This window comes from Azospirillum sp. FG154 (genome assembly GCF_057809575.1).
The window spans coordinates 1-20,919 of record NZ_JBMDKF010000040.1; the positions used below are offsets into that span (position 1 = coordinate 1).

General features: G+C 66.4%; 21 protein-coding genes, 1 tRNA gene and 1 CRISPR repeat array. Of the genes, 7 read left to right on the forward strand and 15 right to left on the reverse strand.

The annotated features are described in order from the left end of the window. Positions 1–93: 93 nt before the first annotated feature. The 3 genes from ACODS4_RS26695 to ACODS4_RS26705 form a co-directional block, all read right to left on the reverse strand. Positions 94–1,173 (reverse strand): DNA-methyltransferase, encoded by a 1,080-nt coding sequence (locus ACODS4_RS26695; RefSeq protein ID WP_488868702.1) that lies wholly within the window; start codon positions 1,171–1,173, stop codon positions 94–96. Positions 1,174–1,335: 162 nt separating this feature from the next. After that, positions 1,336–3,432, reverse strand: a complete 2,097-nt coding sequence (locus ACODS4_RS26700; RefSeq protein ID WP_488868703.1) for a methyl-accepting chemotaxis protein — start codon at positions 3,430–3,432, stop codon at positions 1,336–1,338. A 75-nt stretch (positions 3,433–3,507) separates the two neighbouring features. Continuing rightward, entirely contained in the window at positions 3,508–4,782 is a 1,275-nt protein-coding gene (locus ACODS4_RS26705) for a branched-chain amino acid ABC transporter substrate-binding protein (RefSeq protein ID WP_488868704.1), read from the reverse strand. A gap of 602 nt (positions 4,783–5,384) precedes the next feature. On the opposite strand from ACODS4_RS26705, the gene ACODS4_RS26710 reads away from it, so the two are divergent. Beyond that, entirely contained in the window at positions 5,385–5,735 is a 351-nt protein-coding gene (locus ACODS4_RS26710) for a metallopeptidase family protein (protein ID WP_488868705.1), read from the forward strand. A 7-nt stretch (positions 5,736–5,742) separates the two neighbouring features. On the opposite strand, the gene ACODS4_RS26715 is transcribed toward ACODS4_RS26710, so the two are convergent. The 3 genes from ACODS4_RS26715 to ACODS4_RS26725 are packed head-to-tail and all read right to left on the reverse strand — an operon-like array spanning position 5,743 to position 7,477. Next, positions 5,743–6,336, reverse strand: a complete 594-nt coding sequence (locus ACODS4_RS26715) for a uracil-DNA glycosylase family protein (RefSeq protein ID WP_488868706.1) — start codon at positions 6,334–6,336, stop codon at positions 5,743–5,745. Further along, positions 6,333–7,067, reverse strand: coding sequence for an NAD-dependent deacylase (locus ACODS4_RS26720; RefSeq protein ID WP_488868707.1), 735 nt, complete (start codon positions 7,065–7,067; stop codon positions 6,333–6,335). Before ACODS4_RS26720 ends, ACODS4_RS26715 begins: the two co-directional genes overlap by 4 nt. Further along, complete coding sequence (locus ACODS4_RS26725) at positions 7,067–7,477, reverse strand: winged helix-turn-helix transcriptional regulator (protein ID WP_488868708.1); 411 nt, start codon at positions 7,475–7,477, stop codon at positions 7,067–7,069. Before ACODS4_RS26725 ends, ACODS4_RS26720 begins: the two co-directional genes overlap by 1 nt. A 158-nt stretch (positions 7,478–7,635) precedes the next feature. On the opposite strand from ACODS4_RS26725, the gene gstA reads away from it, so the two are divergent. The 5 genes from gstA (at position 7,636) to ACODS4_RS26750 (ending at position 10,977) form a co-directional block, all read left to right on the forward strand. After that, positions 7,636–8,247: a glutathione transferase GstA gene (gene gstA, locus ACODS4_RS26730; protein ID WP_488868709.1), complete on the forward strand. Its 612-nt coding sequence runs from the start codon at positions 7,636–7,638 to the stop codon at positions 8,245–8,247. Then, positions 8,244–8,654 (forward strand): nuclear transport factor 2 family protein, encoded by a 411-nt coding sequence (locus ACODS4_RS26735; RefSeq protein ID WP_488868710.1) that lies wholly within the window; start codon positions 8,244–8,246, stop codon positions 8,652–8,654. Before gstA ends, ACODS4_RS26735 begins: the two co-directional genes overlap by 4 nt. A gap of 12 nt (positions 8,655–8,666) precedes the next feature. Next, on the forward strand, positions 8,667–8,894 hold the full coding sequence (locus ACODS4_RS26740; protein ID WP_488868711.1) for a tautomerase family protein: 228 nt from the start codon (positions 8,667–8,669) through the stop codon (positions 8,892–8,894). 134 nt (positions 8,895–9,028) lie between these two features. Then, positions 9,029–9,511, forward strand: a complete 483-nt coding sequence (locus ACODS4_RS26745; protein WP_488868712.1) for a low molecular weight protein-tyrosine-phosphatase — start codon at positions 9,029–9,031, stop codon at positions 9,509–9,511. A gap of 278 nt (positions 9,512–9,789) precedes the next feature. Beyond that, positions 9,790–10,977: a sensor histidine kinase gene (locus ACODS4_RS26750; protein WP_488868713.1), complete on the forward strand. Its 1,188-nt coding sequence runs from the start codon at positions 9,790–9,792 to the stop codon at positions 10,975–10,977. 1 nt (position 10,978) lies between these two features. Further along, positions 10,979–11,742: direct repeats of the CRISPR family, unit length 36 nt; unit sequence GTTGCGGCTGGACCCCAGTTTCCCATCGGCTACAAT. Positions 11,743–11,816: 74 nt separating this feature from the next. On the opposite strand, the gene cas2 is transcribed toward ACODS4_RS26750, so the two are convergent. The 7 genes from cas2 to ACODS4_RS26785 all read right to left on the reverse strand — a co-directional run bounded on the left by cas2 (position 11,817) and on the right by ACODS4_RS26785 (position 19,316). Beyond that, positions 11,817–12,023, reverse strand: coding sequence for a CRISPR-associated endonuclease Cas2 (cas2, locus tag ACODS4_RS26755; RefSeq protein WP_488868714.1), 207 nt, complete (start codon positions 12,021–12,023; stop codon positions 11,817–11,819). Positions 12,024–12,144: 121 nt separating this feature from the next. Further along, positions 12,145–13,119: a type II CRISPR-associated endonuclease Cas1 gene (cas1, locus tag ACODS4_RS26760; protein ID WP_488868715.1), complete on the reverse strand. Its 975-nt coding sequence runs from the start codon at positions 13,117–13,119 to the stop codon at positions 12,145–12,147. Then, positions 13,116–16,463: a type II CRISPR RNA-guided endonuclease Cas9 gene (gene cas9 / locus ACODS4_RS26765; protein WP_488868716.1), complete on the reverse strand. Its 3,348-nt coding sequence runs from the start codon at positions 16,461–16,463 to the stop codon at positions 13,116–13,118. Before cas9 ends, cas1 begins: the two co-directional genes overlap by 4 nt. Positions 16,464–16,844: 381 nt before the next feature. Further along, a tRNA-Gly gene (locus tag ACODS4_RS26770) sits at positions 16,845–16,918 on the reverse strand. A gap of 75 nt (positions 16,919–16,993) precedes the next feature. Next, complete coding sequence (locus ACODS4_RS26775; protein WP_488868717.1) at positions 16,994–17,866, reverse strand: lysophospholipid acyltransferase family protein; 873 nt, start codon at positions 17,864–17,866, stop codon at positions 16,994–16,996. Between the two features lie 8 nt (positions 17,867–17,874). Next, positions 17,875–18,696, reverse strand: a complete 822-nt coding sequence (locus ACODS4_RS26780; protein ID WP_488868718.1) for a GNAT family N-acetyltransferase — start codon at positions 18,694–18,696, stop codon at positions 17,875–17,877. Between the two features lie 203 nt (positions 18,697–18,899). Continuing rightward, positions 18,900–19,316 (reverse strand): Ros/MucR family transcriptional regulator, encoded by a 417-nt coding sequence (locus ACODS4_RS26785; protein WP_488868719.1) that lies wholly within the window; start codon positions 19,314–19,316, stop codon positions 18,900–18,902. 6 nt (positions 19,317–19,322) lie between these two features. On the opposite strand from ACODS4_RS26785, the gene ACODS4_RS26790 reads away from it, so the two are divergent. Next, positions 19,323–19,661: a sulfurtransferase TusA family protein gene (locus ACODS4_RS26790; protein WP_488868720.1), complete on the forward strand. Its 339-nt coding sequence runs from the start codon at positions 19,323–19,325 to the stop codon at positions 19,659–19,661. A 3-nt stretch (positions 19,662–19,664) separates the two neighbouring features. On the opposite strand, the gene ACODS4_RS26795 is transcribed toward ACODS4_RS26790, so the two are convergent. Together ACODS4_RS26795 and tsaB are read right to left on the reverse strand one after the other, a co-directional pair. Next, complete coding sequence (locus ACODS4_RS26795) at positions 19,665–20,165, reverse strand: GNAT family N-acetyltransferase (protein WP_488868721.1); 501 nt, start codon at positions 20,163–20,165, stop codon at positions 19,665–19,667. After that, complete coding sequence (gene tsaB, locus ACODS4_RS26800; protein WP_488868722.1) at positions 20,162–20,878, reverse strand: tRNA (adenosine(37)-N6)-threonylcarbamoyltransferase complex dimerization subunit type 1 TsaB; 717 nt, start codon at positions 20,876–20,878, stop codon at positions 20,162–20,164. The genes ACODS4_RS26795 and tsaB overlap by 4 nt, the downstream gene beginning before the upstream one ends. Between the last annotated feature and the right edge of the window lie 41 nt (positions 20,879–20,919).

The window sequence follows — 20,919 nt, forward strand, 5'->3', positions numbered from 1 at the left end:
AACCAAATCATAAAGCCCCTGAAAGCAAACCGCTTTCAGGGGCTTTTTGCTGTTCAAACGCTGGCCCCGGAACAGGCGCCGCAGAAGTTGATCTTACGGCCTCGCGCACAACCGCTCTTGCGCAAGGTGGAGGTAACGGCGGGACAGGTCGATGCCGACGGATTTTCGGCCCAAAAGTTGCGCGGCGACCAGGGTGGTGCCGGTTCCGCAGAAGGGATCCAGGGCGAGGCCGCTTGGTGGGCAGGTCGCCAGCAGCGGGCGGCGGCACAGGTCGATGGGGTAGGCGGCGAAATGGGCGCGGCGGCCTTGGGTGTCTTCGGGGATGATGTCCCAGACGTCGCCCGGTTTGCTCCCCTTGGGGTGGTATTTGAGGAGGTAGAATCCTTTGTCGAGGAGTTCCTTGGCGCGACCGGAAAGCTTGGCGCTGTCGGAGTGGGTTGTTCGCTGCTGACCACGGATGACCATGCGGAAATCAGCCAACCGCCCCGCCGCCACATCGGTCAAGATCGTCTCCAGGGCGGCAAAGGCGGCCTCTTTCTCCCAGGGCTGAAGCGATGTCGACCGTTCGATTTGCCGTTTGTAGCGAATCCCGGACACGCCCGTGGCCGACACCACCGCGCCGTTGACGATTTTGGCCTCGCGCGGTTTCGAGCGGATGGCGTCGGCGTCGTAGTAATAGCCCTTGGCCTGTTTGACGAAGTGGAACAGTTTTTCATGCAGGTTGGCCAGACGGTCCTTGCTGGTGTCCATCCCGCCTTTCAGCTTGTTCCACACCACCTCGTTGCGCAGAATCCAGCCTTGCGTGTCGATCATCTCAAAGGCGACGCGCCACGGCACGCCGACCAGCCCCTTGCCGCTGTAGCTGTCGCCCAGATTGAGCCAGAAGGATCCCTCGGGCTTCAGCACCCGTTTCACCTCGGCGGTGATCGCGGCCAGCGCCGCGACATAATCCCGATGATCGGCCTCCAGCCCCAGGCCGCCCGCCTCATACTCCCGCTTTCCCCAATAGGGCGGCGAGGTCATGACGCAATCGACGCAGGCGTCGGGCAGCGCCCGCAGAACCTCCTTGGCGTCGCCCAGCAGCAGCAGAGGCGACAGCGCGCTCCCCTCCTGGCGGTGGCGGTCAAAGGCGCGGGCGTGGTCCGTCCCGACAATCGCCCCCGCGTCCTCCATCCCCACCCCTCCCATGCCAACCGGGCCGCAGAGTAGCCGGATCGGCGGGGCGGGGCGAGGGGCGCGGCGCTCAAAAAGATGGCGGCGGCCCAAGAACAGGCCGCCGCCGTTGTGTCGCCAAAGACGCCTCATCCAAAGACGACTCATCCAAAGCCGCCGCGATCAGGCGGCCCGGATTTTTGCGACGAAGGCCTGGACCTCGTTGCGCAGATGGACCGATTGCTCGGTCAGGTTGCGCGACGCGTCCAGGACATTTTGCGCCATCCGTCCGGTTTCGCCCGACGCCAGCGTGACGCCGCCAATGTTGGTGGTGACGTCGCGGGTGCCGTCGGCGGCCTGACGGATGTTTTCCGAAATTTCGGCGGTCACGGCGCCTTGCCGCTCCGCCGTGGTGGTGACGGCCGAAATGTTGTCGTTGACGGTGGTTATCATCCGCGCGATCTCGCGGATCGCCTCCACCGCCGCGCCGGTGACTTCCTGCATCTGCTGAATCTGGACGCGGATGTCGTCGGTCGCCTTGGCGGTCTGGTTGGCCAGATTCTTGACCTCCGACGCGACGACGACGAAGCCCTTGCCCGCCTCGCCCGCCCGCGCCGCCTCGATGGTGGCGTTCAGCGCCAGCAAATTGGTTTGGCTGGCGATCTGCTGAATGAAGCCGGTGACGTCGCCGATCCGCTGGGCGGCGGCGACCAGCCCCTCCACCGTTTCGTTGGTGCGGTCGATGTGGCCGACCGCCGCGCGGGCGGTGTCGGCGGACAGGGCGATTTGCCGGGTGATCTCGTTGATGGAGAAGACCAGCTCGTCCGCCGCCCCCGCCACCGTCTGCACGTTGGTCGTCGCCTGTTCCGACGCGGCGGCCACGGCGACGCTCTGGCGGCTGGTTTCCTCGGCGATGCCGGTCAGAGAGACCGCGTTCCCTTCCAACTCGCCGGCGCCCGACGACACCGCCCCGGCGATGCCCGACAGCGCCGCTTCAAAGCTGTCGGCCAACCGCCCCATCTCCTCGGCGCGGACGGCCACGGCGCGCTCTTCCTGGTCGCGCCGTTCCTTTTCCATCTCGGCGACGCGGACGATGTTCTTTTGGAAGATCTGAAGCGCCCGGTTGACCTGCCCGATCTCGTCCTTGCGCTCCACCCCGCCGATGGCGAAGGCGTATTCGCCGCCCGCCAGCCGTCCGATGACGGCGACGGTGCGGGCCAAAGGCCGCCCGATCACCATCATGCCGACCAGACTGAGGATCGAGGCGAGGATGACCAGAGTCACCACGCTGCCCGCCAACGTCCAGTTCTGGATCATCCGGGCGGGTTCGTTGACCTTGTCCAACGGAATGGTGGTCAGCATCCCCCACGGGGTGCCGGTGGCGCCGATGGCGATCGGAGTCAGGAAATTCTGCACCGGCCCGCCGATCACCGGATCCTGGGTGATGAAATCGCTGCGCCGCCCCTCCTTCACCGCGTCGAGGACGCCCGCCAGTTCCGGGGCGGACGCCGTCACCGGCTTGCCCAGCGCGTCGGGCTGGTGATAGGCCGCCCAGCTTCCTTGATGCGAGACGAGGCTGATCCGCCCGGTTTCAAACGGACGCACCCGCCCCAAGGATTCGGAAAAACGGTCGAGCGGCAGGCTGAGGCCGACCACGCCGATGACCCGGCGGTCCACGATCACCGGGGCGACCAGCGAGACCATCAGCGTCTTGCGGCTGCCGACCATGGACTCATAAGGTTCGGTGACGACGGGTTTGCGCAAATCCTTGGGCCGGAAATAAAAGGCCGAACCCGGATCTCCGGCTTTCGGTTCGTCGAAGGCGCGAACGTCGAGCTGGCCGTTTTCGCGGAACCACTGGGCCAGGAAGCGGCCCTTGTCGTTGCAACCGATGTCGTCGAGATGGTCGGCGTCGGGGTCGATGGCGTTCGGCTCGAACCCGGCCCACAGGCTGAACAGGTCGGGATCGCTTTCAAACATCGCCCGCATCACCTCGTTGTAGGCGGTGCGGTCCGTCACCCAACTGCGGCGCATCATGCCGAAGGCGTTGGCCAAAGCCTCCACCGTCGCCATGGCGCGGTTCAAATCCCCCTGCGCCACGGCGGCGTGGTGTTCCCCCACCTCGCCGCTGTGCTTGAGCGCGAGATCGCTGATGACGCCGCTGTTGACGGTCGACAGCGCGGCCACGCCGCCAGCGAAAATAATCGCGAGCACGACCACGACCCACAGAATGAGCTTGCCGGTCAGGCTTCTCGCGCCGTTTGCAATTCGGCTCATCATCACATTGGATTCCACATCTGCCTCAGGCCCCGGATGCGGGGCGCCCGTCACGCCGGGCGTCCCGCCGTCGGTGGATCAGGGGCGCTGCATGACGCATTTGGCCTGGACCGGATAAACCACCGCCTCCGGGGCGATGACCTTGACCGGCTTGAAACCGATGTCGGTGCCGTCCACCGGGTATTTCACGCCCTTTTCGACGCGCGACACCACGATGGGCAGCAGGGCCTGATGGTCCTCCTTGCGCATGGCGATGGGGCCGATGTCCGTCTGGATCGTGGTGTTTTCCAGCGCCCGGGCGATGTCGTCGCCCTTGATCGCGCCGCCGTTGGGCTTGATCGTTTCCAGCGCCGTGACCAGCCCCTTCAGGGCGTTGACCGCGTTCGGCTCGACATAGACCGGCAGATGCCCCGTCGCCTTCAGGTAATCCTGGGCGAAACTTCCGTCGGTCAGTTCGATGTTGAAGGGGTGGGCGACGTAATGGCCCAGCGCCCCGTCGCCCGCGTTGCTGATGTTGCCGACCTGATCGAGGAAGGTGGTGCCGAAACGGACCTTCAGCCCGGCGTCGCCCGCCGCCTTCATCATCAGCAGCAGGTCGTTCGACCAATTGCCGGTCAGCACGGTGTCGGGGTTCGCGGCCTTGATCTTGGCGATGAAGGGGGAGAAATCCTGAATGCGGGCGACGTCGTGCAGGACGCTTTCCACCACCTCGTACCCGCCGGGCGCCGCGTTGGCCTTGATGCTGGCCTCGACGTCCTGGCCCCAGGAATAGTTCTGGTTGATCGAATAGACGCGCTTGCCCAGCACCCCTTCCTGTTTCATCACGCAGACCAGCGCGCCGATGCGCATCGGCGCGGTCGCCGTGTAGCGGAAGGCGTGGAAGTGGCATTTCTCGCCGGTCAGCTCCATCGCCTCGGCGCCGACGTTGAAGTAGATGATTTCCTTGCCGGGGTTCTTCTTGTTGTACTCCCGGATGTCGTCGGACAATTGCGCGGCGATCAGGGACGAGGATCCCTGGATCACGATGTTCGCGCCCTCGGCGGCGGCTTGCAGGAATTTTTCCGACGCGCCCGACGGTTTTCCGCCCGAATTGTATTCGGTGAGGATGACCTTCTCGCCGTTCAAGCCGCCCTTGGCGTTCAGGGCGTCCAGCACATAGTGCGCGGCGATCAGATAGGGCCGCCCGGTGGAGGCCTGCATGCCCGACAGGCTTTCGATCACCGCCACCCGCAGCGGGTCGGCCAGCGCCGCCGACGGCAGGGCGACGGCGGAGAGGGCGGCGAGCGAGGCCACGGCGACGCCGAGCGCGCGAGGAGCGCTCTTTGGGAAGGTGGTTTGGAACGGAATGCGCATCGAATCGTCCTTGGTGGGTGGTGCCCCCGTTTCGGTTCGTCGCGCGCGCGGCTGGACGGTCGATCCGATATGGACCATCGCCGCTTCCCAGGACAGCCACGCCGAACGGTTGAACGGTGGGGTTATGATCGCGACAGGAGCCGTAAGACCGACGCCGTCGGCGCGCCAACGCAACGCCGAACAACGTCCGAAGGGCGGGCGACGCATGAAGGCGCGCCAGACGCGCGCGCTCCACGCTGATGGATGAAGCTTGATCGTTCCCTTACAAAAAGGCGCATACTCCAATATATTCGGCACGCATAAGAGATAATTAGACAACAAACGATTATCGTCGGTATTGTCATTCAGACTTTATGCAATCTTTTGTCGATCCGCAACGGAGAATCCGGCGCTTCCGCAATTTCAGATTCGCAATGTCATGATGATTTGTTTCACTGCGGACTGACGCGCAGCCTCAGGCCAACGCCGGGCCAACGCTGGGGTTGAACCGTCAGGGTTGAACCGTTGGGGGGCTTGGCGTGACGCCAGACGTCCCCCATCTACAGGCGATGACACGCCCCATCCCCCACACGGTTCCGCCCTCGGTCGCAGACCTGGAGCGCATGGCCGAAGCCGCCCTCGACACCATCCCGGCGGAGCTGCTGGCCCCGATCCGCAACCTGGTGATCCATGTCGAGGATTTCCCCGACGAGGAAACGGAGCGGGAGATGGAGCTGGAAAGCCCCTTTGACCTGCTGGGGCTGTATCGTGGGGTGGATCTGACCCGACAAAGCGTCGCCGACGTGCGCGGCGGGCCGGACATGATCTTTCTCTACCGCCGCCCGATCCTCGATTACTGGTGCGAGACGGGGGAGGATTTGGCCGCCATCGTCCGCCATGTGCTGATCCACGAGATCGGCCACCATTTCGGCCATTCCGACGAGGACATGGAGCGGATCGAAGCGATGGAGTGAGGGGCGGTCAAACGTCGCTGTTCAGCAGCGCTTCCACCCGCGCGCGCAGGACGGGGACCAGCTCGGCCTCGAACCACGGGTTTTTCGCCAGCCAACCGCTGTTGCGCCAACTCGGGTGCGGCAGGGGCATAAATTCCGGGCCATAGTCGCGCCACGCCGCCACCGTGTCGGTCATCGTCGCCTTGCGCCGGGCGCCCAGATAGCGCGCCTGGGCGTAGTGCCCGACCAGCAGAGTCAGCCGCACCCCGGTCAGGGCCGCCAACAGCGGCGGGTGCCACAGCGGCGCGCATTCCGGGCGCGGCGGGTAATCGCCGCCCTTGGGGGAGGTTCCGGGGTAGCACAGCCCCATCGGCACGATGGCGATCCGCGATTCGTCGTAAAAGGCCGCGCGCTCCAGCGCCAGCCACGCGCGCAGCCGGTCGCCTGACGGGTCGTTCCACGGAATTCCGCTGGCGTGAACCCGCGCGCCCGGCGCTTGTCCGACGATCAGCAACGGGGCCGACGCCGCGCCGCGCAGCACCGGGCGGCAACCATGCGGCAACGCCCCGGCGCAGCGCGCGCAGGCGCGGACCTCGGCGAACAGGGCGGCCAGATCGGTCAAAGCGCCAGCAACTCGGCGACGAAGGTGGGGACCAGCGCGGTCGCCGGGCCGTGGATGGCCGCGTCGAAACGGCTGACGCCCTCCGACGGCTCCAAATTCAGTTCCACCGTGTGGGCGCCGCCCGCCCGCGCTTCGGCGACGAAACCGGCGGCGGGGTAGACGTGGCCCGAGGTGCCGACGGACAGGAACAGGTCGCAATCCTCCAGCGCCGCCTGGATGTGGTCCAGGTGGTAAGGCATTTCGCCGAACCACACCACGTCGGGCCGCATCCCGCCCTTGCGCCCGCAGGCCAGACACAAATCATGCACCGACAAATCGTCGCGGCAGTCGGACGCCGCCCCGCAACGCTGGCACACGGCCTTCAGCAACTCGCCATGCATGTGCAGCGGCGCCGTGGACCCGGCGCGCTCGTGCAGATCGTCGATGTTCTGCGTCACCAGCAGGAATTTGCCGCGCCAGCCCCGCTCCAGCGCCGCCAAGGCCATGTGCGCCGCGTTGGGCTGGATCGCCGGATCCAGCAGGCCGCGACGGCGGTCGTTGTAAAAGCGGTGGACCCGATCAGGATCGCGGGCGAAGCCCTGCGGCGTCGCCACATCCTCCAGATCGACCCTCGACCAGATGCCCCCGGCGCAGCGGAAGGTGTCCAGCCCGGATTCCTGGGAAATCCCGGCCCCGGTCAGAATGACGATGGAATCGGTTGGGTTCAGGCGCACGGAATCCAGCGCGGGCATCAGCGTTCATCCTCTTGGTCAGCGGAGTCTTGCTCTTGGTCAGCGGAGTCTTGGCCGGTCGGCGCGTCCGCCGCCGCCAAACGCCGGGCCTTCAACCGCGCCCCGACGGCGGCGATCGCGGTGATGGCGGGAACGAGTTCCCGCCCCAGATCGGACAGCGCGTATTCGACCGACGGCGGAGAGGTGGCGGCCACCGTGCGCCGTATCACGCCTTTTTCCTCCAAATCCTTCAACCGGGCGCTCAGCATCTTGGCGGAAATCCCCGGCATGTCGATGCGCAACTCGCCAAAGCGCCGGGGGCCGCCGCTGAGATGCCAGATCACGTTGGGGGTCCAGGCCCCGCCCAACAGGCCCATGCATTCGCCCACCTCGCAGGTCGGCGGCAGACGCTCCGCTCGGCTTTTCCGCACTTTCAAGACCATAAACACCGCCACGCCAGGGGAATGGGAACAATCCGGTTACGGCCCGGTTACTGGGAAAGACGATAACGGAAAGTTACCAGATATACAAAGGTAACTCCTCTGGCTACCGTCGGCGCGTCATCCCAACACGCGACGGAGATCATCCCATGAAGCTCTATTACGCCCCCGGCGCCTGCTCGCTGTCGCCCCACATCTGCCTGCGCGAGGCGGGGGCCGCCTTCACGCTGGAGCGGGTCGACACCGCGACCCACCGCACGGAGACTGGCGTCGATTATTACAGCGTCAACCCCAAAGGCTATGTCCCGGCGCTGCGGCTGGACGATGGCGAGTTGTTGACCGAAGGCGTCGCCATCGTCCAGTTCATCGCCGACCAGCATCCCGACTCCGGGCTGGCCCCGGCCAACGGCACGCGCGCCCGCGTCCGCTTGCAAGAGCTGCTGAACTACCTGTCCTCGGAACTTCACAAGGCGTTCGTTCCGCTGTTCACCCCGTCCAGCACGGCGGAGGCGAAAGAGGCGGCGCGGGCGAAGGTTGGCGTCCGCCTGGATTTTCTGGAAGGCGCGCTGGCCGATGGGCGCCCCCATCTGCTGGGCGACGGCTTTTCGGCGGCCGACGCTTACTTTTTCGTCATGACGACCTGGACCGGCCCGACCGGCGTCGATCTGAGCCGTTGGCCAAAGCTGTCGGCCTTGGCGGCGCGGGTGGCGGAGCGGCCCGCCGTTCAGGCGGCGCTGCGGGCCGAAGGGTTGGCGGCGTGAGCGCGGCGGCGTTTGCGGGCGACCCGCGTTTTGGCGCGGTGATCGCCCTGCTGGGGCAGTATTTCGACGGTCTGCGCCACAGCGACACCCAGCGGCTGCGCGCCGTGTTCCATCCCCAGGCGATTTACGCCAGCGCCAGCGACGGCGCTTTGCTGCACCGGACGATGGACGATTATTTCGCCGTCGTCGATCAACGCCCGTCGCCCGCCAGCCGGAACGAGGAGCGGGCCGACCGCATTTTGGCGATCGAGTTCGCCGGACCCGTCACCGGCTTCGCCCGCGTCGCTTGCGCCATCGGGCCAAAGCGCTTCACCGATCTGCTGACGCTCGTCTTCCTCGACGGGCGTTGGCAAATCATCGCCAAAATTTTCCACAGCGAACCGATCAACGCCCCGTCGGTTGGATGAGGACACGCCGCCATGCCCTATGTGAACATCAAGATCACCCGTGAAAACGCCACGCCCGATCAAAAGGCCGCGCTGATCCAGGGCGTCACCGATCTGCTGGTCAAGGTTCTGAACAAGGAGCCAGCGACCACCTTCGTCGTCATCGACGAGGTGGCGCTTGAGGATTGGGGCGTCGGCGGCTTGCCCGTCGCCGAATTCCGTCGTCAGCGCCTGTCCGCCGCCCATCCCAGCGAGAGCTGACGCCGCGTCGCCTTGGCGTCTCTGAGACATCAGGGACGCCGGGCGTCGCGCGGATTGGCGCGTCAAATCGATTCCGCTTTGGCACGATCCGCTTTAGCCTTGCGCCCTGGTTCGACACGCGGAGGCCGTTGGCGATGGTGAAGGTTCTGTTCGTCTGCACCGGCAACATCTGCCGTTCGCCCACCGCCGAGGGGGTGTTTCGTCGTCTGGTCGTCCAAGCCGGGCTGGACGGACGGATCGGCGTCGATTCCGCCGGAATCCACGGCTATCACGTCGGCGAGCCGCCCGACCCGCGCAGCCAGAAGGCGGCCAAGGCGCGCGGCGTCGATCTGTCGGGCTTGCGCGCCCGCAAGGTGACGCTGGAGGATTTTTACGAGTTCGACCACATCCTGGCGATGGACGACGGCCATCTGGCGCATCTGCGGCGCATGGCCCCGGCGGACGCCCGGGCGGCGGTCACGCTGTTTCTGGACGACGCGCCGGACGCCGCCATCGGCGTCGGCGTCCGCGAGACGCCCGATCCCTATTACGGCGACGCGCGGGGATTCGAGCGGGTTCTCGACCTGTGCGAACAGGGGGCCGCCGGGCTGTTGGCCCGCATCCGCCCGGATCGGTAATTTTCCTTGATCGGGCAGGACCCAGGGCAATCTGGTGAAGGATTATAGACCCGAAAATGGGATTTTGCGTCATCCCCGCGAAGGCGGGGATCCAGAGTTCGCCGAGCGAATATTTTGGATAAGCCTGGATCCCCGCCTTCGCGGGGATGACACTCTTCCTGTGTTAGGAATTCCAAGCCTTCACCCGATTGCCCTGGAGCAGGACCGATAGCGTCTCGCCGCCGCCCCCGCCAATGGTTTATAAAGAAAGGATTCAGCCCCCGGAGCCATCGACGATCATGCCCACCGCCAACGGCGTTCTCGACGGGATAGCCCTCTTCGATTCCTTCACGCGCGACGAACGCGCGGCGGTCGAAGCCCAGGGCCGGGTGTTCGACGCCCCCCAAGGCCACGCGCTGATGAGCGAGGGGACAGAGGCGCAGTCCCTCTATGTCCTGCTGTCGGGAACCGTCCGCGTGGTGCGCAGCGACGGCGTGGGCGGTCAGGTGGAGGTCGGGTTCCGGCAGGCTGGGGAGTGTTTCGGCGAAATGGCCCTGGTTGACGGCGGCACGCGTTCCGCCTCGATCATCGCCGCCACGCCGGTGACGGTGTTCGAGTTGGAACGCGACCTGTTCCTGTCCCTGATTTCGCCCTCGCCCGATTTGCTGGCCAAGCTGCTGCGCGAATTGAGCCGGATGATCCGCGACGTGTCGGAACGGGTGGTGCGCGAGGATCTGGAGCGCCGCGCCCGCATCGCCGAATCCGCGCTGGCCCGCCACCGCGCCATCACCCAGGCCGTCACCGGGCTGGCGCATGAGCTGAACACCCCCTTGGGCGTCTGCGTCACCGCCGCCAGCCATCTTCAGGATTTGGCCGGTCAGGGAATCGAGGATGTGCAGGAACCGGCGGCGCTGCTGCAATCGAACCTCGCCCGCGCCGTCGATCTGGTGGAGGCCTTCACCGCCATCGCCGCCTGCCAGCACACCGGGCCGTTGGAGGCGCTGGACGCCCGCGAGGTCGTCGAACAGGCCGTCGCCCTGTACGCCGCGCAGCATCCAAAGGCCGCGCCGTCGGTTCAGATCGTCCCTGGCGCGCCCTGCCCCTGGCTTGGCCACGCCGCGCATTTGGAGCGCGTGCTGCACCATCTGCTCGACAATGTGCGCGCCCACGCCTACCCCGCTGGCATGACGGCGGGCATGACGGCGGGCGCGGCGGCGGAGGCGTCGATCACGCTCGCCCCGGCCCAACTGGACGGCAAGGCGGCTTGGCGCCTGACCCTGCGCGACGAGGGGGCGGGCGTCGCCGCGTCGCATCTGCCGGTGCTGACCGACGCCTTTTTCACCACCGCGCGCGGGCGCGGCCACAAGGGGCTTGGTCTGGCCGTGGCGTTCAACACCGTCACCGGCCCGATGGGCGGCCGCCTGTCCATCGACAGCCGCCCCGGCGCCGGAACCACCGTGACCCTCGTTATTCCACAGGAACTGTAAGGCGCCCCCTGGCCTCCAGTTTCCCATCGGCTACAATCACCGCGCAAGCGTCGGCGGGCGTGGCGGCGTTGCGGCTGGCCCCCAGTTTCCCATCGGCTACAATAGGATGTCGCACGTTGGGCCAGCACCAGCGTGTTGCGGCTGGCCCCCAGTTTCCCATCGGCTACAATCTGTCCGGGCCGCAGACGGTCGAACATGGGGTTGCGGCTGGACCCCAGTTTCCCATCGGCTACAATCGGACCCTTGACGTGCCGTCGCTTTGCTGAGTTGCGGCTGGACCCCAGTTTCCCATCGGCTACAATTTCGGCCCGACGGCTACGCTCGCCCCTTTTGTTGCGGCTGGACCCCAGTTTCCCATCGGCTACAATGGTTTGACAGTTTCACGCCGGTTGCGGCCAGTTGCGGCTGGACCCCAGTTTCCCATCGGCTACAATCCAGCCGTTGGCGTCGCGCAACGGACGGTCGTTGCGGCTGGACCCCAGTTTCCCATCGGCTACAATTGTGTGTCGCTTCAGGATCGCTGCTGTGTAGTTGCGGCTGGACCCCAGTTTCCCATCGGCTACAATGGCAAGCCATACCTTGCCGGCTTGCCGGTGGTTGCGGCTGGACCCCAGTTTCCCATCGGCTACAATAGTCGGGCGCGGTGGTGACGGACGTCGTGTTGTTGCGGCTGGACCCCAGTTTCCCATCGGCTACAATGACCGTCCGCTACGCCGGGGCCGGAGCGGTGTTGCGGCTGGACCCCAGTTTCCCATCGGCTACAATAGGTCACGGGATAAGCTGCTGAAATTTCAGCCTTATCCCGTGATTTTCCATGTCTGAATCCAACCGGGCGGGCGTCAGAACAGGACATATTGCTCGGGATTTTTCCGGGATGGCAGGCGGGCGCGGCCATCGAAGCACAAGATGGTTTCGTATTGCTTGTCGGTGATGAAGACGATGTGGATCTTGCCGGTGTCCGGCGCCGCCTTTTCGATCCGGCGGGTCAGGGATTCGGATTGCTCCTTGCCCACGCAGTGACGCATGTAAACGGAGAGCTGCGACATCTCGAATCCCTGGTCGAGCAGGAATTTTCGGAAGGTCCCGCCGCTTTCCGTTCGCGCTTGGTCAGGGTCGGCAGGTCAAACAGCACCATCATCCACATGATCCGGTACCCGCTCAGCATCGTCAGTCCCCCTTGCCGCCGCCGTCCGCCTCTTGCGCCGTCGGCGGCGCTCTGGGGGGCGGGGGCCATTCCAGCGCGGTCGGCGCCCACGCCCGCCCGCCGCCGGGCACGTCAAGCGTCGAGTCGCCGCTTTCATAGGCCAGCGCCAGCGAGGTCGCCGCCCGCGCCGCCACGGTGGACAAGGGCGTGGTTCCCTGCGCCGTCGGCAGATCCAGGGACGGGACCAAGGCCAGGAAACGCTTGGCGTCCGGCGTGACCGCCCTGTGCCCGCTTTCGGTCAGACGCAGGACGGCCAGATCGACGAAGGGGCGGAACGGCTCCATCAAATCGTCCACCAGACAGAGCGGGTTGGCCCGGTTGTGGTGGAACAGCCCCAAGGACGGGTGCAGCCCCGCCGCCATCACCGCGCGGGCCACGGTGGAGCGCAGGATCGCGTAGCCATAGTTCAACAACCCGTTCGCCCCGCCGCTGTCGGCGTCACGGCGGAAGTCCTCGCCGAACAGCAAGGGCCAATAGCGCCGCGCCGCCTGCGCCTCCACATTTTCCGGGTCGCCGGAGCGCACCTTGCGGGCCAGCGCCTCGAACGCGCCGGACGGCTCGCCGCGCGCCTCCAGCGCCGCGCCCTGCTGGCGAATCTTGGCGCGCGCCAGGATTTGCCAGAGCCGCTTGGCCTGCGGCTCCGAGACGTTGAGTTGCGCCCGCATGCGCTGGGCCTGCACATGATGGCCGTCCACCGGCCACAGGAAGGCCGTCGGCAGGTGATTCGGCCCGCACAGGACCACCACGGCCCCACGCTCGGCCAACGCGAGCAACAGGGTGTTGGAGTAGGTCAGGCCATGCGCGTTCGCCATCACCACGGCGATGTCGTCCAACGCCACCCGACCGATTTCCTTGCCCCGTTCCTCCACCACCAGAAAGCCGCGCGACAGCGACAGGTGACGACCGTCCTCGGCGATTTCGACGATGCGCCCGATCATGGATCGGCGTCCTCGTCCGATGGCGCGGGCAGCGCCAGGGCGGGGGCGGCGGCCCATTTGGGGAAACCAGGGTCGCGCAGCCGTCCCAACGGATCGACCGTCACCCGCCGCGCCTTGCGCCGCCGCAGCACGTCGTAGGAAATGATGAGCCAGCGGAAGGGATCGACCTCGTCGAGCGGGTTTGCCATGGCCTTGACCACCGTCTCGCCCAGCTTTTCGATCAGTTCGTCCAGGCTGTTGGCCTTGGCGTGGCGCTTGACCAACTCCCCCGCCTGCTGGTGTTCGGCCATGCGAACCCGACCGTTTGACGGCTCCAGCCACGCCACCCGCATGACGCGGGGACGCCCGTCATGCTCCAGCTTCACCAGATCGCCCTTGTGCAGGCGCATGACGAAGCGTTCGCCGTCCTGCGGCTGGCAGGGGGCGGCGCGGCCATCGGGCAGGGCGTCGCGGTTGGCCTCGAACAGGGTGGTCGCGCGGCCCACCCATCGGCCATCGGGCAGGGCCAGCAGGTCGATGTGGTGGATGTCGCCCGCGATCAACCCCTTGTAGGGCGCGCCGTCCGGCCCGGTCAGCCAGATCGGGTTGGCTTCCTTGGTCAGCAGGCGAACCCGGCGGACGCCGACCCAGGGCGCGGTCGCGGCCAAATCCTCCGCCGCCTTGACCACGGCCTGTTTGACGTCCAAGCGCTCCGGCCCGGCCTTGTGGAAGGCCACCCGCTTTTGCATGGCCGTGCGCAGATCCGGGGCGCGGATGCGGGCGATTTCCTTTTCGGTCAGGCCGTCCATCATCTTGCGGTAGACGAGGTTGTAGCCCTTGGCGCGCTCCGACTCCAGGGTCGGGCCATAGGCGGTGTCCTCGTGCAGGCGACCGCCGACGCCATGTTCGGGCCGGTGCGACACGATGACGTTGCGCGCGCGGGCCGCCAATTCGTCGCGGAAGCCATCCCATGGATCATCCAGATCCTCCATCAACCGGTCGATCCCCGCCTGTTCGGCGCGGGAGGCGGCCAGCGCCACCGCCTGGATCATCCCCTGGTCGATGCAGCCGATCACCGCCGCGTCCAGCGCGTGGTGCAGGTGGTTGTCGCGATTCTTGACGGCGCCCTTATCCACCGGCGCGTCGCCGCCCTGGCGGTTGTGGTCGCGCAGGATCGAATCCACGCCCCAGCGCCGCCGCAATTGGGCGGTCAGCCGCCCCGGCGAAACGCGCACCCGGTTCGGGTCGCAGACATGGCCCAGATACTCCCGCGCCAACCGCGACAGATATTGCGTGTCGGTGATTTGCCGCGCCTGGAATCCCCCCTCCTTGTCCCAGCGTCGCAGGGCGTCTTCGGCGAAGCGCCAGCGCTTGTTCTTCGGCAAGTCCTCCGCGCAGCCGAGAATCCGCGCCCAGCGCGCCGGGTCGCCGCCGAACGCGTCAAAGGGGGTGCGGTTGCGCTTCTCCCGGTTGGCCTCGGTCAGGCAAACCACCTTGTTGGCCGCGCTGTCGTCGAGGCATTGGGAGAAGGGCAGGATGTGGTCGATCTCCACCTTGTCGGACAGCAGAAGCTGCCTATTGATAGGCTCGCCGGTGTAGGGGCAGCGGCGGACGACGACGCCCTGCTCCTCCCACAGCCGCAGCTTCAGCAGGTTGCGGGCGTTGATCGGGCGGTTGACGCTCAGCAGCAGGGCCTTGCGCTCTTCGTTCTTGCGCTGGTTGGCGGTCTGTTCCTTCTCGGCGCGGTCGCGGGCCTCCTTGGTCTGTTTCAGCTTGCGGGCCAGTTCCACCACGATTTCCTGTGGCGGGCCATAGCGCTCGATCACCGCGTTGACCACCAGGCGCAGTTGATTCAGCCCGATGTGCACCGTCGGGTTGGCCAGCCGCCCCAGCCGCTTTTCCAGCGGATCCTTGGGATCGCCGCTGCCGAAGGCGACGTGGCGTTCCAGCGCCTCGGCGTAATAGGGCAATTTGGCAAGGAGCGCGCCCGGTCGGCGGTCGGAATGGTGCAGGCCGGGGAAGGCGACCGGAACGGCCTCGTCATACCGGATCGGTCGGTTGGCGCCCCGAATGGCGCCGTTGTCGGTTGGCCGCGATTCCGTTTCCAGAACCGGCAACAGCCGGGCCAGCGCTTGCCGCCCGATGTTCAGGTGAAAGTCGGGCAGGGGCGCGTCGGCGGCCAGGACGGCGGCCTCCGGCGTCAGGCCCCAGCGGACGGTCAGCCAATCGAGCAGCGCCCCCTCGTCGGTTTCCGACAACAGCCGTTCGACCAGTTCATCCTGTTCGGCCAGGGTCAAATGCGCCCAGCGCGGGCCGAAACGCTTCTTGTCGGCCAGAACCGCCGAGGTTTCGTCGGTGGTCAACCCCGGTCGGCGCTCCGACTCGATGGAAAATTTGACCTCCGAAGCGAGTTTCAAGATCTTTCGGAGGTCGTCGAAGGAAAGGGCCTTTTTGGTCGGCTTGGCCTTCGCCGCGCGCAGGATGGCGTCGCGCTGCTCCACGGTCAGCGGCTGTTCGCTGTGGTCCGGGGCGATGATCTTCAGGTTGGCGAGTTCGGCGTAAAGCCGGTAGCGCTGCGCCGAGGGCAGGGCGCGCGGCGCGCGCGGATCCTCGGGGATCAGCGAGCATTTGCCGATTTTCGGCGGCTTCAACGGGCGTTGGTGAAAGATGCGGTCGCGCAGGGTCGTTCGCCGCTCCTCCGTCAACAGATCGGGGTGATGGCGTTTCTGCGCCGCCCACAATTGATCGAACTCGCTCTCCAGCATCCGGCGTTCGGGATAAAAGGGGTATTCGGCCTTCGCCCCCCGCCCGACCAGACGGGCGCGCGCGCAGCGACCGTTGGCGCGCAGCCAATCGAAAAAGGCGCCCAAGGTCGGCGCGCCGATTTCGTCCATCTGGATGGTCAGGCGGTCGATGGCGCTGCGGATCTTTCCCGCCTCCTCCGCGTCGCCGGCGCCGCGCATGACCTTGAAGCCACGGCGCTGGTTGATGTGGAACAGGGCGCGGCCCAGCTCATGCGGCTCCAGCCGTTCGGTCAGACCGCGAACCCGCAAATCCAAGGGATCCCGAGCCTCCAGCGCCTTGCGCTCCCCCCGGTCCACCGGCATCAGGCCGAAGCGGATCAGCGCGGCCATCAGCCGTTTGCGGCGCGTCAGGGTGCGGTCGCGCCGCCGCCGCATCTGCCGGGCGATCCGCCGCCCCACGGCCAGCGAGCTTTCATCCTTTGGGCTGCGGCCATCGGTGAAAATGCGCACGCCCAACGCGCGAATCCCCTTGGGCTTCGGCGGCGCGCTGCGGTCAAGCTCCAGCACGCACCAGCCAAGGGAGGTGGAGCCAAGGTCAAGGGACAGGCGGTAGGGTTGCATGGAACGGGGCGTCTCCATTGGATTTCATGTGTTTTCCAGCATGTCAGGCGTAAAAACACACATCATGAGTGGAGCGTATCATGGGATTGACAATTAAAAAGATGAGCCTTAACGTCGTGAAAGCTGGAAACACGATCCATTTTAGCCGATGGGAAACTGGGGCCAGCCGTTAACACGTTTCGCTTCGGCGGAGCACAAGATGCGGGGCAGGCCACGGCCTGCCCCTTTTGTTTGGGATGCGCGGATCGTCGTCGGCGGTTTTGTCGGTTCAGCCCGGATTTGAAAAACACCGCAGGCCAAAGAGACCACGCGCAAAAACGCGCCATCCGGCCCATACGGCCAGAGCGCGAAAGCGTTCAAATTTTACAGAGGAGCGCGCGTTGGAGCGGGTGAAGGGAATCGAACCCTCGTCGTAAGCTTGGGAAGCTTCTGCTCTACCATTGAGCTACACCCGCGCGCCCGGTGTTTATAGGCGAGCGTCGCGCCGGATTCAAGCGTTCCTGCAACGGAAACGCGCCGCCGCCGCACAATCAGGACGCGGCGGGGGCCGGTGTGGTCGCGAGGGGGGCGGCGGGGGCCGGGCGGCCCGAGACGGCGCGGGCGACGCCGTCGGAGATCACCCGTTGGCAATGCTCGGCCAGGGCCTTGCGGCTGGAAAAACCGTCGATGGTCACGGGGGGGTGGAATTCGATTTCCACCGTCATGCCGCCCAACTGAAAGACCTGCCACAGGTGCGGGGCCAGGTCCATGTCGCCGTACCAGGCGTAAAAGGGGCGGAAGGCGACGCCCATCGGGATGCCGTCCAGCCGCGTCGGCGTGACGCTGACCGGCTGCACGGTCAAGGGCTGGTCGCCGATCCGGCGGGCGGCGACGGCGAACAAAGCGGTCTTGAAGGGCAGGGTGCGGTTGCCGTCGCTCGACGTGCCTTCGGGGAACAGGATCAGGCTGTCGCCCGCGTCCAGGCGGCCGCCGATGTCGTCGCGCTGCTTGCCAACCTCCGACCGCGCCTTGCGTTCGACGAAGACGGTGCGTTGCAGCTTGGCGAGCAACCCGAAAAAGGGCCAGCCCGCCACCTCGGTCTTGGCGATGAAGGAGCCGGGGATCAGCGCGCCCAGCACGGTGATGTCGAGGTAGGAGGAGTGGTTGGAGACGAACAGCACCGGCCCCGCCGCCCGTCCCGCCGCCCGTCCCTCCGTCGCCGGTTGGCCGCGCACCACCAGATCCAGCCCCAACAGACGGGCGCATTGGCGGTGGTAGAAGACCGGCAGGCGATGGCGCAACGGCCAGCGCAGGGCCACCGCCAGCGCCTGAACCGGAATCAGCAGCAGGGTCCACAAAAGATAAACCGTCAGACGGAGCGCGCCGCGCCCGACCGATCCCAACGCGCGTGCGGTGTCCGTCATGGTTCCTGTCAGCCGGCTTGGCTGTCGCGGCTGCGACGCTCGTAATGTTTGAAATATTTGTCGGTGATGAGGTCGGTCTTCACCACGATGCAGACGTCGGTGGTGTTGAACTGGTGGTCGATCACCACCCCGTCGCCGACGAAGCCGCCCAGCCGCAGATAGCCCTTGATGAGCGGCGGCAGCACGTTCAGGGCGCGGCGCGGGTCGATCTGGTCCTTCTCCATCAAATTCATCGACACGTAACGGTCGGGCAGCGCGGTCGCGCGCAGCTCCGGCGGGGCCAGATGATGGTGATGGAGATAGGCCAGCGGCTCGGCCAGCGCGGCGGGGTCGGTGCCGGGCAGGCTGGCGCAGCCGAACATCAGGGCGATGTCATGCTGGAACACATAGGCGGCGATGCCGCGCCACAGCAATTGCATGCTGCCGCGCGTGCGGTATCCGGCGTCCACGCAGGACCGGCCCAGCTCCAGGACTTCGCCGGGATAGTTGAGCAGCGGGCCGATGTCGTATTCGTCGCTGGAATAGAAGCAACCGGCCTTTTCGGCGGCGGGGCGGCGGATCAGCCGGTAGGTGCCGACCACCATGTCCGGGCCGTTGCCGCGCGCGTGGTCGATCACCAGCAAATGGTCGCACAGCGCGTCGAAGGCGTCGAAGTCGCGCAACTGCGCCTTCATCGCGTCCGTCGGGATGGCCGCCATTTCATCGTAAAAGACCCGGTAACGCAGCGCCTGCGCCCAGTCGACTTCGGCGGCGGTCTCGGCCAGCCGCACTTCCAGGGTTCCCATCCGAAGCTCGGAGGACTCACCCTGGTCCACGCTTGTATCAGCCATATCGAGGGTTCGCTGCCGTGGTTCGCGACGATGCCGCGCGCCGCAACCCACCGTCACCGGGAGCAAGAGACCGGATGCGAGGGGCGGAGCGCGCGCGCATCGCAAGGCATAACACAGAGCGACGGGCGACGGTCAACCGACATTGTCCAAAACGGCAGCGTCGATGTGACCGTCGAGGCCCATCAGATCCCAGCGGGACAGGCTCAGACCGCGCCGCGACGGGCGCGCGTGCCCAAACCGATCTGCTTGGCCAGCGAGCTGCGCTGGCGGGCGTAGTTCGGCGCGACCATCGGATAATCCATCGGCAACCCCCAGCGGTCGCGGTATTCTTCCGGCGACATGTCGTAGGCGGTCTTCAGATGGCGCTTGAGCATTTTCAGCTTCTTGCCGTCTTCCAGACACACGATGTAATCGGGCGTCACCGACTTCTTGATGGGAACGGCGGGCTGCGGGCGCTCTTCCGTCACCACCGGCTCGTTGCCGACGTTGGCCAGCGACTTGTAGACCTGCTCGATCAAGGTCGGAAGATCGCTCAGAGCCACTGTATTGTTGGAGACATGCGCCGCAACGATCTCTGTGGTCAGAGACAACAGCGCGTTGGAAGGGGACCCGGTGGTCATGTAAGCTTGCTCCACAGCATTCGTTCCTCTCCATATAAAGAGGTTTTTTCCAAGGTGCAATATCCATCCTTTGCTCATAAAGAGGAAGCAGTGAGCCAAAAAATCCCCACCGACTTGTTTATCGACATCACCACCGAGGTCTGTCCATTGACCTTCGTCAAAACCAAGTTGATGGTGGAGCGGATGGCGGTCGGCCAGACCCTTGAAGTCCGCCTGAACGCTGGCGAACCCTTGGAAAACGTTCCCCGTTCCTTGGCGGAACTGGGGCACAGCATTTTGTCTCTGGATTTGGAGCCGACCGGGGACGGGGGGGGCGTTCACCGCCTGCGGGTGCGCAAAAACTAGCGGCTACAGCTTGAGGATGGTGTGGCGCAAGACCAGGGCGGCCACCGCGCCGCTTGATCTTTTGTAGTAGCCGGGACGACGGCCAACCGAAAAAAAGTCGTTGGCCATGTAGAGAGTCCGCGCCGCCTCGTTATCCTCGGCGACTTCAAGAAACAACGCGTCGGCGCCCAGTTGTCGCGCTTGCGCCAGCGTCGCTTCGACCAGCCGTCGGCCAACGCCGGACCGGCGTTCGGTCGGCAACACGCCGATGGCCAGAATCTCCCCTTCTCCCGCCGCCGCGCGCGCCAGGACGAAGCCGACCGGCTCGTCCCCGCGCAGGGCCAGCAGGGCGAACCCCTCCGGCGGGGCGCACAGGCTGGCGATGGACGCGGGGTCCCACGGCTCTTCGGGGAAGCAGGCGGCTTGCAGGGCGGCGAGAATTTCGGCGTCCAGGGGACCGGCGGTTTGCAGATGGACGCCGCCGCGCCCCTCGCCGCCGTCTTCGTCGCGGTTCGTCGCCGTCACGCTTTGGCTTTCGGCAGGCTGACGTCGGGCGGGCGCAGGTAAAAGGGATCGACCGGCTGGCCCACCGCGCGCGTCGCCCCCAGCCGGGCGACCACGGCGGCGTCGGGGATGCCGTCGCCGCTGGCGTAGGCGAGATCCGCCCGCCCATCCAGCGGCGCGCGCAGCAGCCCGGCCCCGTCGCCCGCGACCAGCAGCGGGCCGGACGGCCACAGACCATCCAACCATGCCGCGATCACGGTCGGCTCCAGCATCGCCGGATCGCCGATGGGCGTCAGATCGGGGGCGAAGAGCTGCAAAAAGGGTTCGGCCCGACGGCTGTCCACGGCGACCAGAACCGCCCGCCCGGCGCGTTCCGCCTCGGGCAGCCCATGGGCGATGGCCTCGAAGCTGGTGACGCCGACCACCGGCAGGTCATGGGCGACGGCGACGCCGCGCGCCGCCGCCAGCGCGATGCGCAGGCCGGTGAAGGCGCCCGGCCCGACCGTGACCGCGATCCGGTCCAGCGCGGCGAAGGCGACGCCCGCCTCGGCCAGCACCGCTTGCGCCATCGGCACCAACACCTCGGCCTGACCGCGCGCCATGGGCGCGCTGCGTCGGACGATCACGCGCCCGCCCGGCGCGCCGCCATCCCGCCTGTCGTCATCCCGCCCGTCGTCATCCCACAGCGCCGCCGAACAACCCGACGTCGCCGTGTCCAGTCCCAGAATCTTCATCGCCGGGCCACACCCGTGCTAGACAGCACTCTTCCGCCCTC

Excerpts from the sequence above, each read along its gene's own strand:
- ACODS4_RS26695 (WP_488868702.1), bottom strand. The coding sequence starts at position 1,173 with ATGGAGGACGCGGGGGCGATTGTCGGGACGGACCACGCCCGCGCCTTT.
- ACODS4_RS26700 (WP_488868703.1), bottom strand. The coding sequence starts at position 3,432 with ATGATGAGCCGAATTGCAAACGGCGCGAGAAGCCTGACCGGCAAGCTC.
- ACODS4_RS26705 (WP_488868704.1), bottom strand. The coding sequence starts at position 4,782 with ATGCGCATTCCGTTCCAAACCACCTTCCCAAAGAGCGCTCCTCGCGCG.
- ACODS4_RS26710 (WP_488868705.1), top strand. The coding sequence starts at position 5,385 with ATGGCCGAAGCCGCCCTCGACACCATCCCGGCGGAGCTGCTGGCCCCG.
- ACODS4_RS26720 (WP_488868707.1), bottom strand. The coding sequence starts at position 7,067 with ATGCCCGCGCTGGATTCCGTGCGCCTGAACCCAACCGATTCCATCGTC.
- gstA (WP_488868709.1), top strand. The coding sequence starts at position 7,636 with ATGAAGCTCTATTACGCCCCCGGCGCCTGCTCGCTGTCGCCCCACATC.
- ACODS4_RS26740 (WP_488868711.1), top strand. The coding sequence starts at position 8,667 with ATGCCCTATGTGAACATCAAGATCACCCGTGAAAACGCCACGCCCGAT.
- ACODS4_RS26745 (WP_488868712.1), top strand. The coding sequence starts at position 9,029 with ATGGTGAAGGTTCTGTTCGTCTGCACCGGCAACATCTGCCGTTCGCCC.
- ACODS4_RS26750 (WP_488868713.1), top strand. The coding sequence starts at position 9,790 with ATGCCCACCGCCAACGGCGTTCTCGACGGGATAGCCCTCTTCGATTCC.
- cas2 (WP_488868714.1), bottom strand. The coding sequence starts at position 12,023 with ATGTCGCAGCTCTCCGTTTACATGCGTCACTGCGTGGGCAAGGAGCAA.
- cas1 (WP_488868715.1), bottom strand. The coding sequence starts at position 13,119 with ATGATCGGGCGCATCGTCGAAATCGCCGAGGACGGTCGTCACCTGTCG.
- cas9 (WP_488868716.1), bottom strand. The coding sequence starts at position 16,463 with ATGCAACCCTACCGCCTGTCCCTTGACCTTGGCTCCACCTCCCTTGGC.
- ACODS4_RS26775 (WP_488868717.1), bottom strand. The coding sequence starts at position 17,866 with ATGACGGACACCGCACGCGCGTTGGGATCGGTCGGGCGCGGCGCGCTC.
- ACODS4_RS26780 (WP_488868718.1), bottom strand. The coding sequence starts at position 18,696 with ATGGCTGATACAAGCGTGGACCAGGGTGAGTCCTCCGAGCTTCGGATG.
- ACODS4_RS26785 (WP_488868719.1), bottom strand. The coding sequence starts at position 19,316 with ATGACCACCGGGTCCCCTTCCAACGCGCTGTTGTCTCTGACCACAGAG.
- tsaB (WP_488868722.1), bottom strand. The coding sequence starts at position 20,878 with ATGAAGATTCTGGGACTGGACACGGCGACGTCGGGTTGTTCGGCGGCG.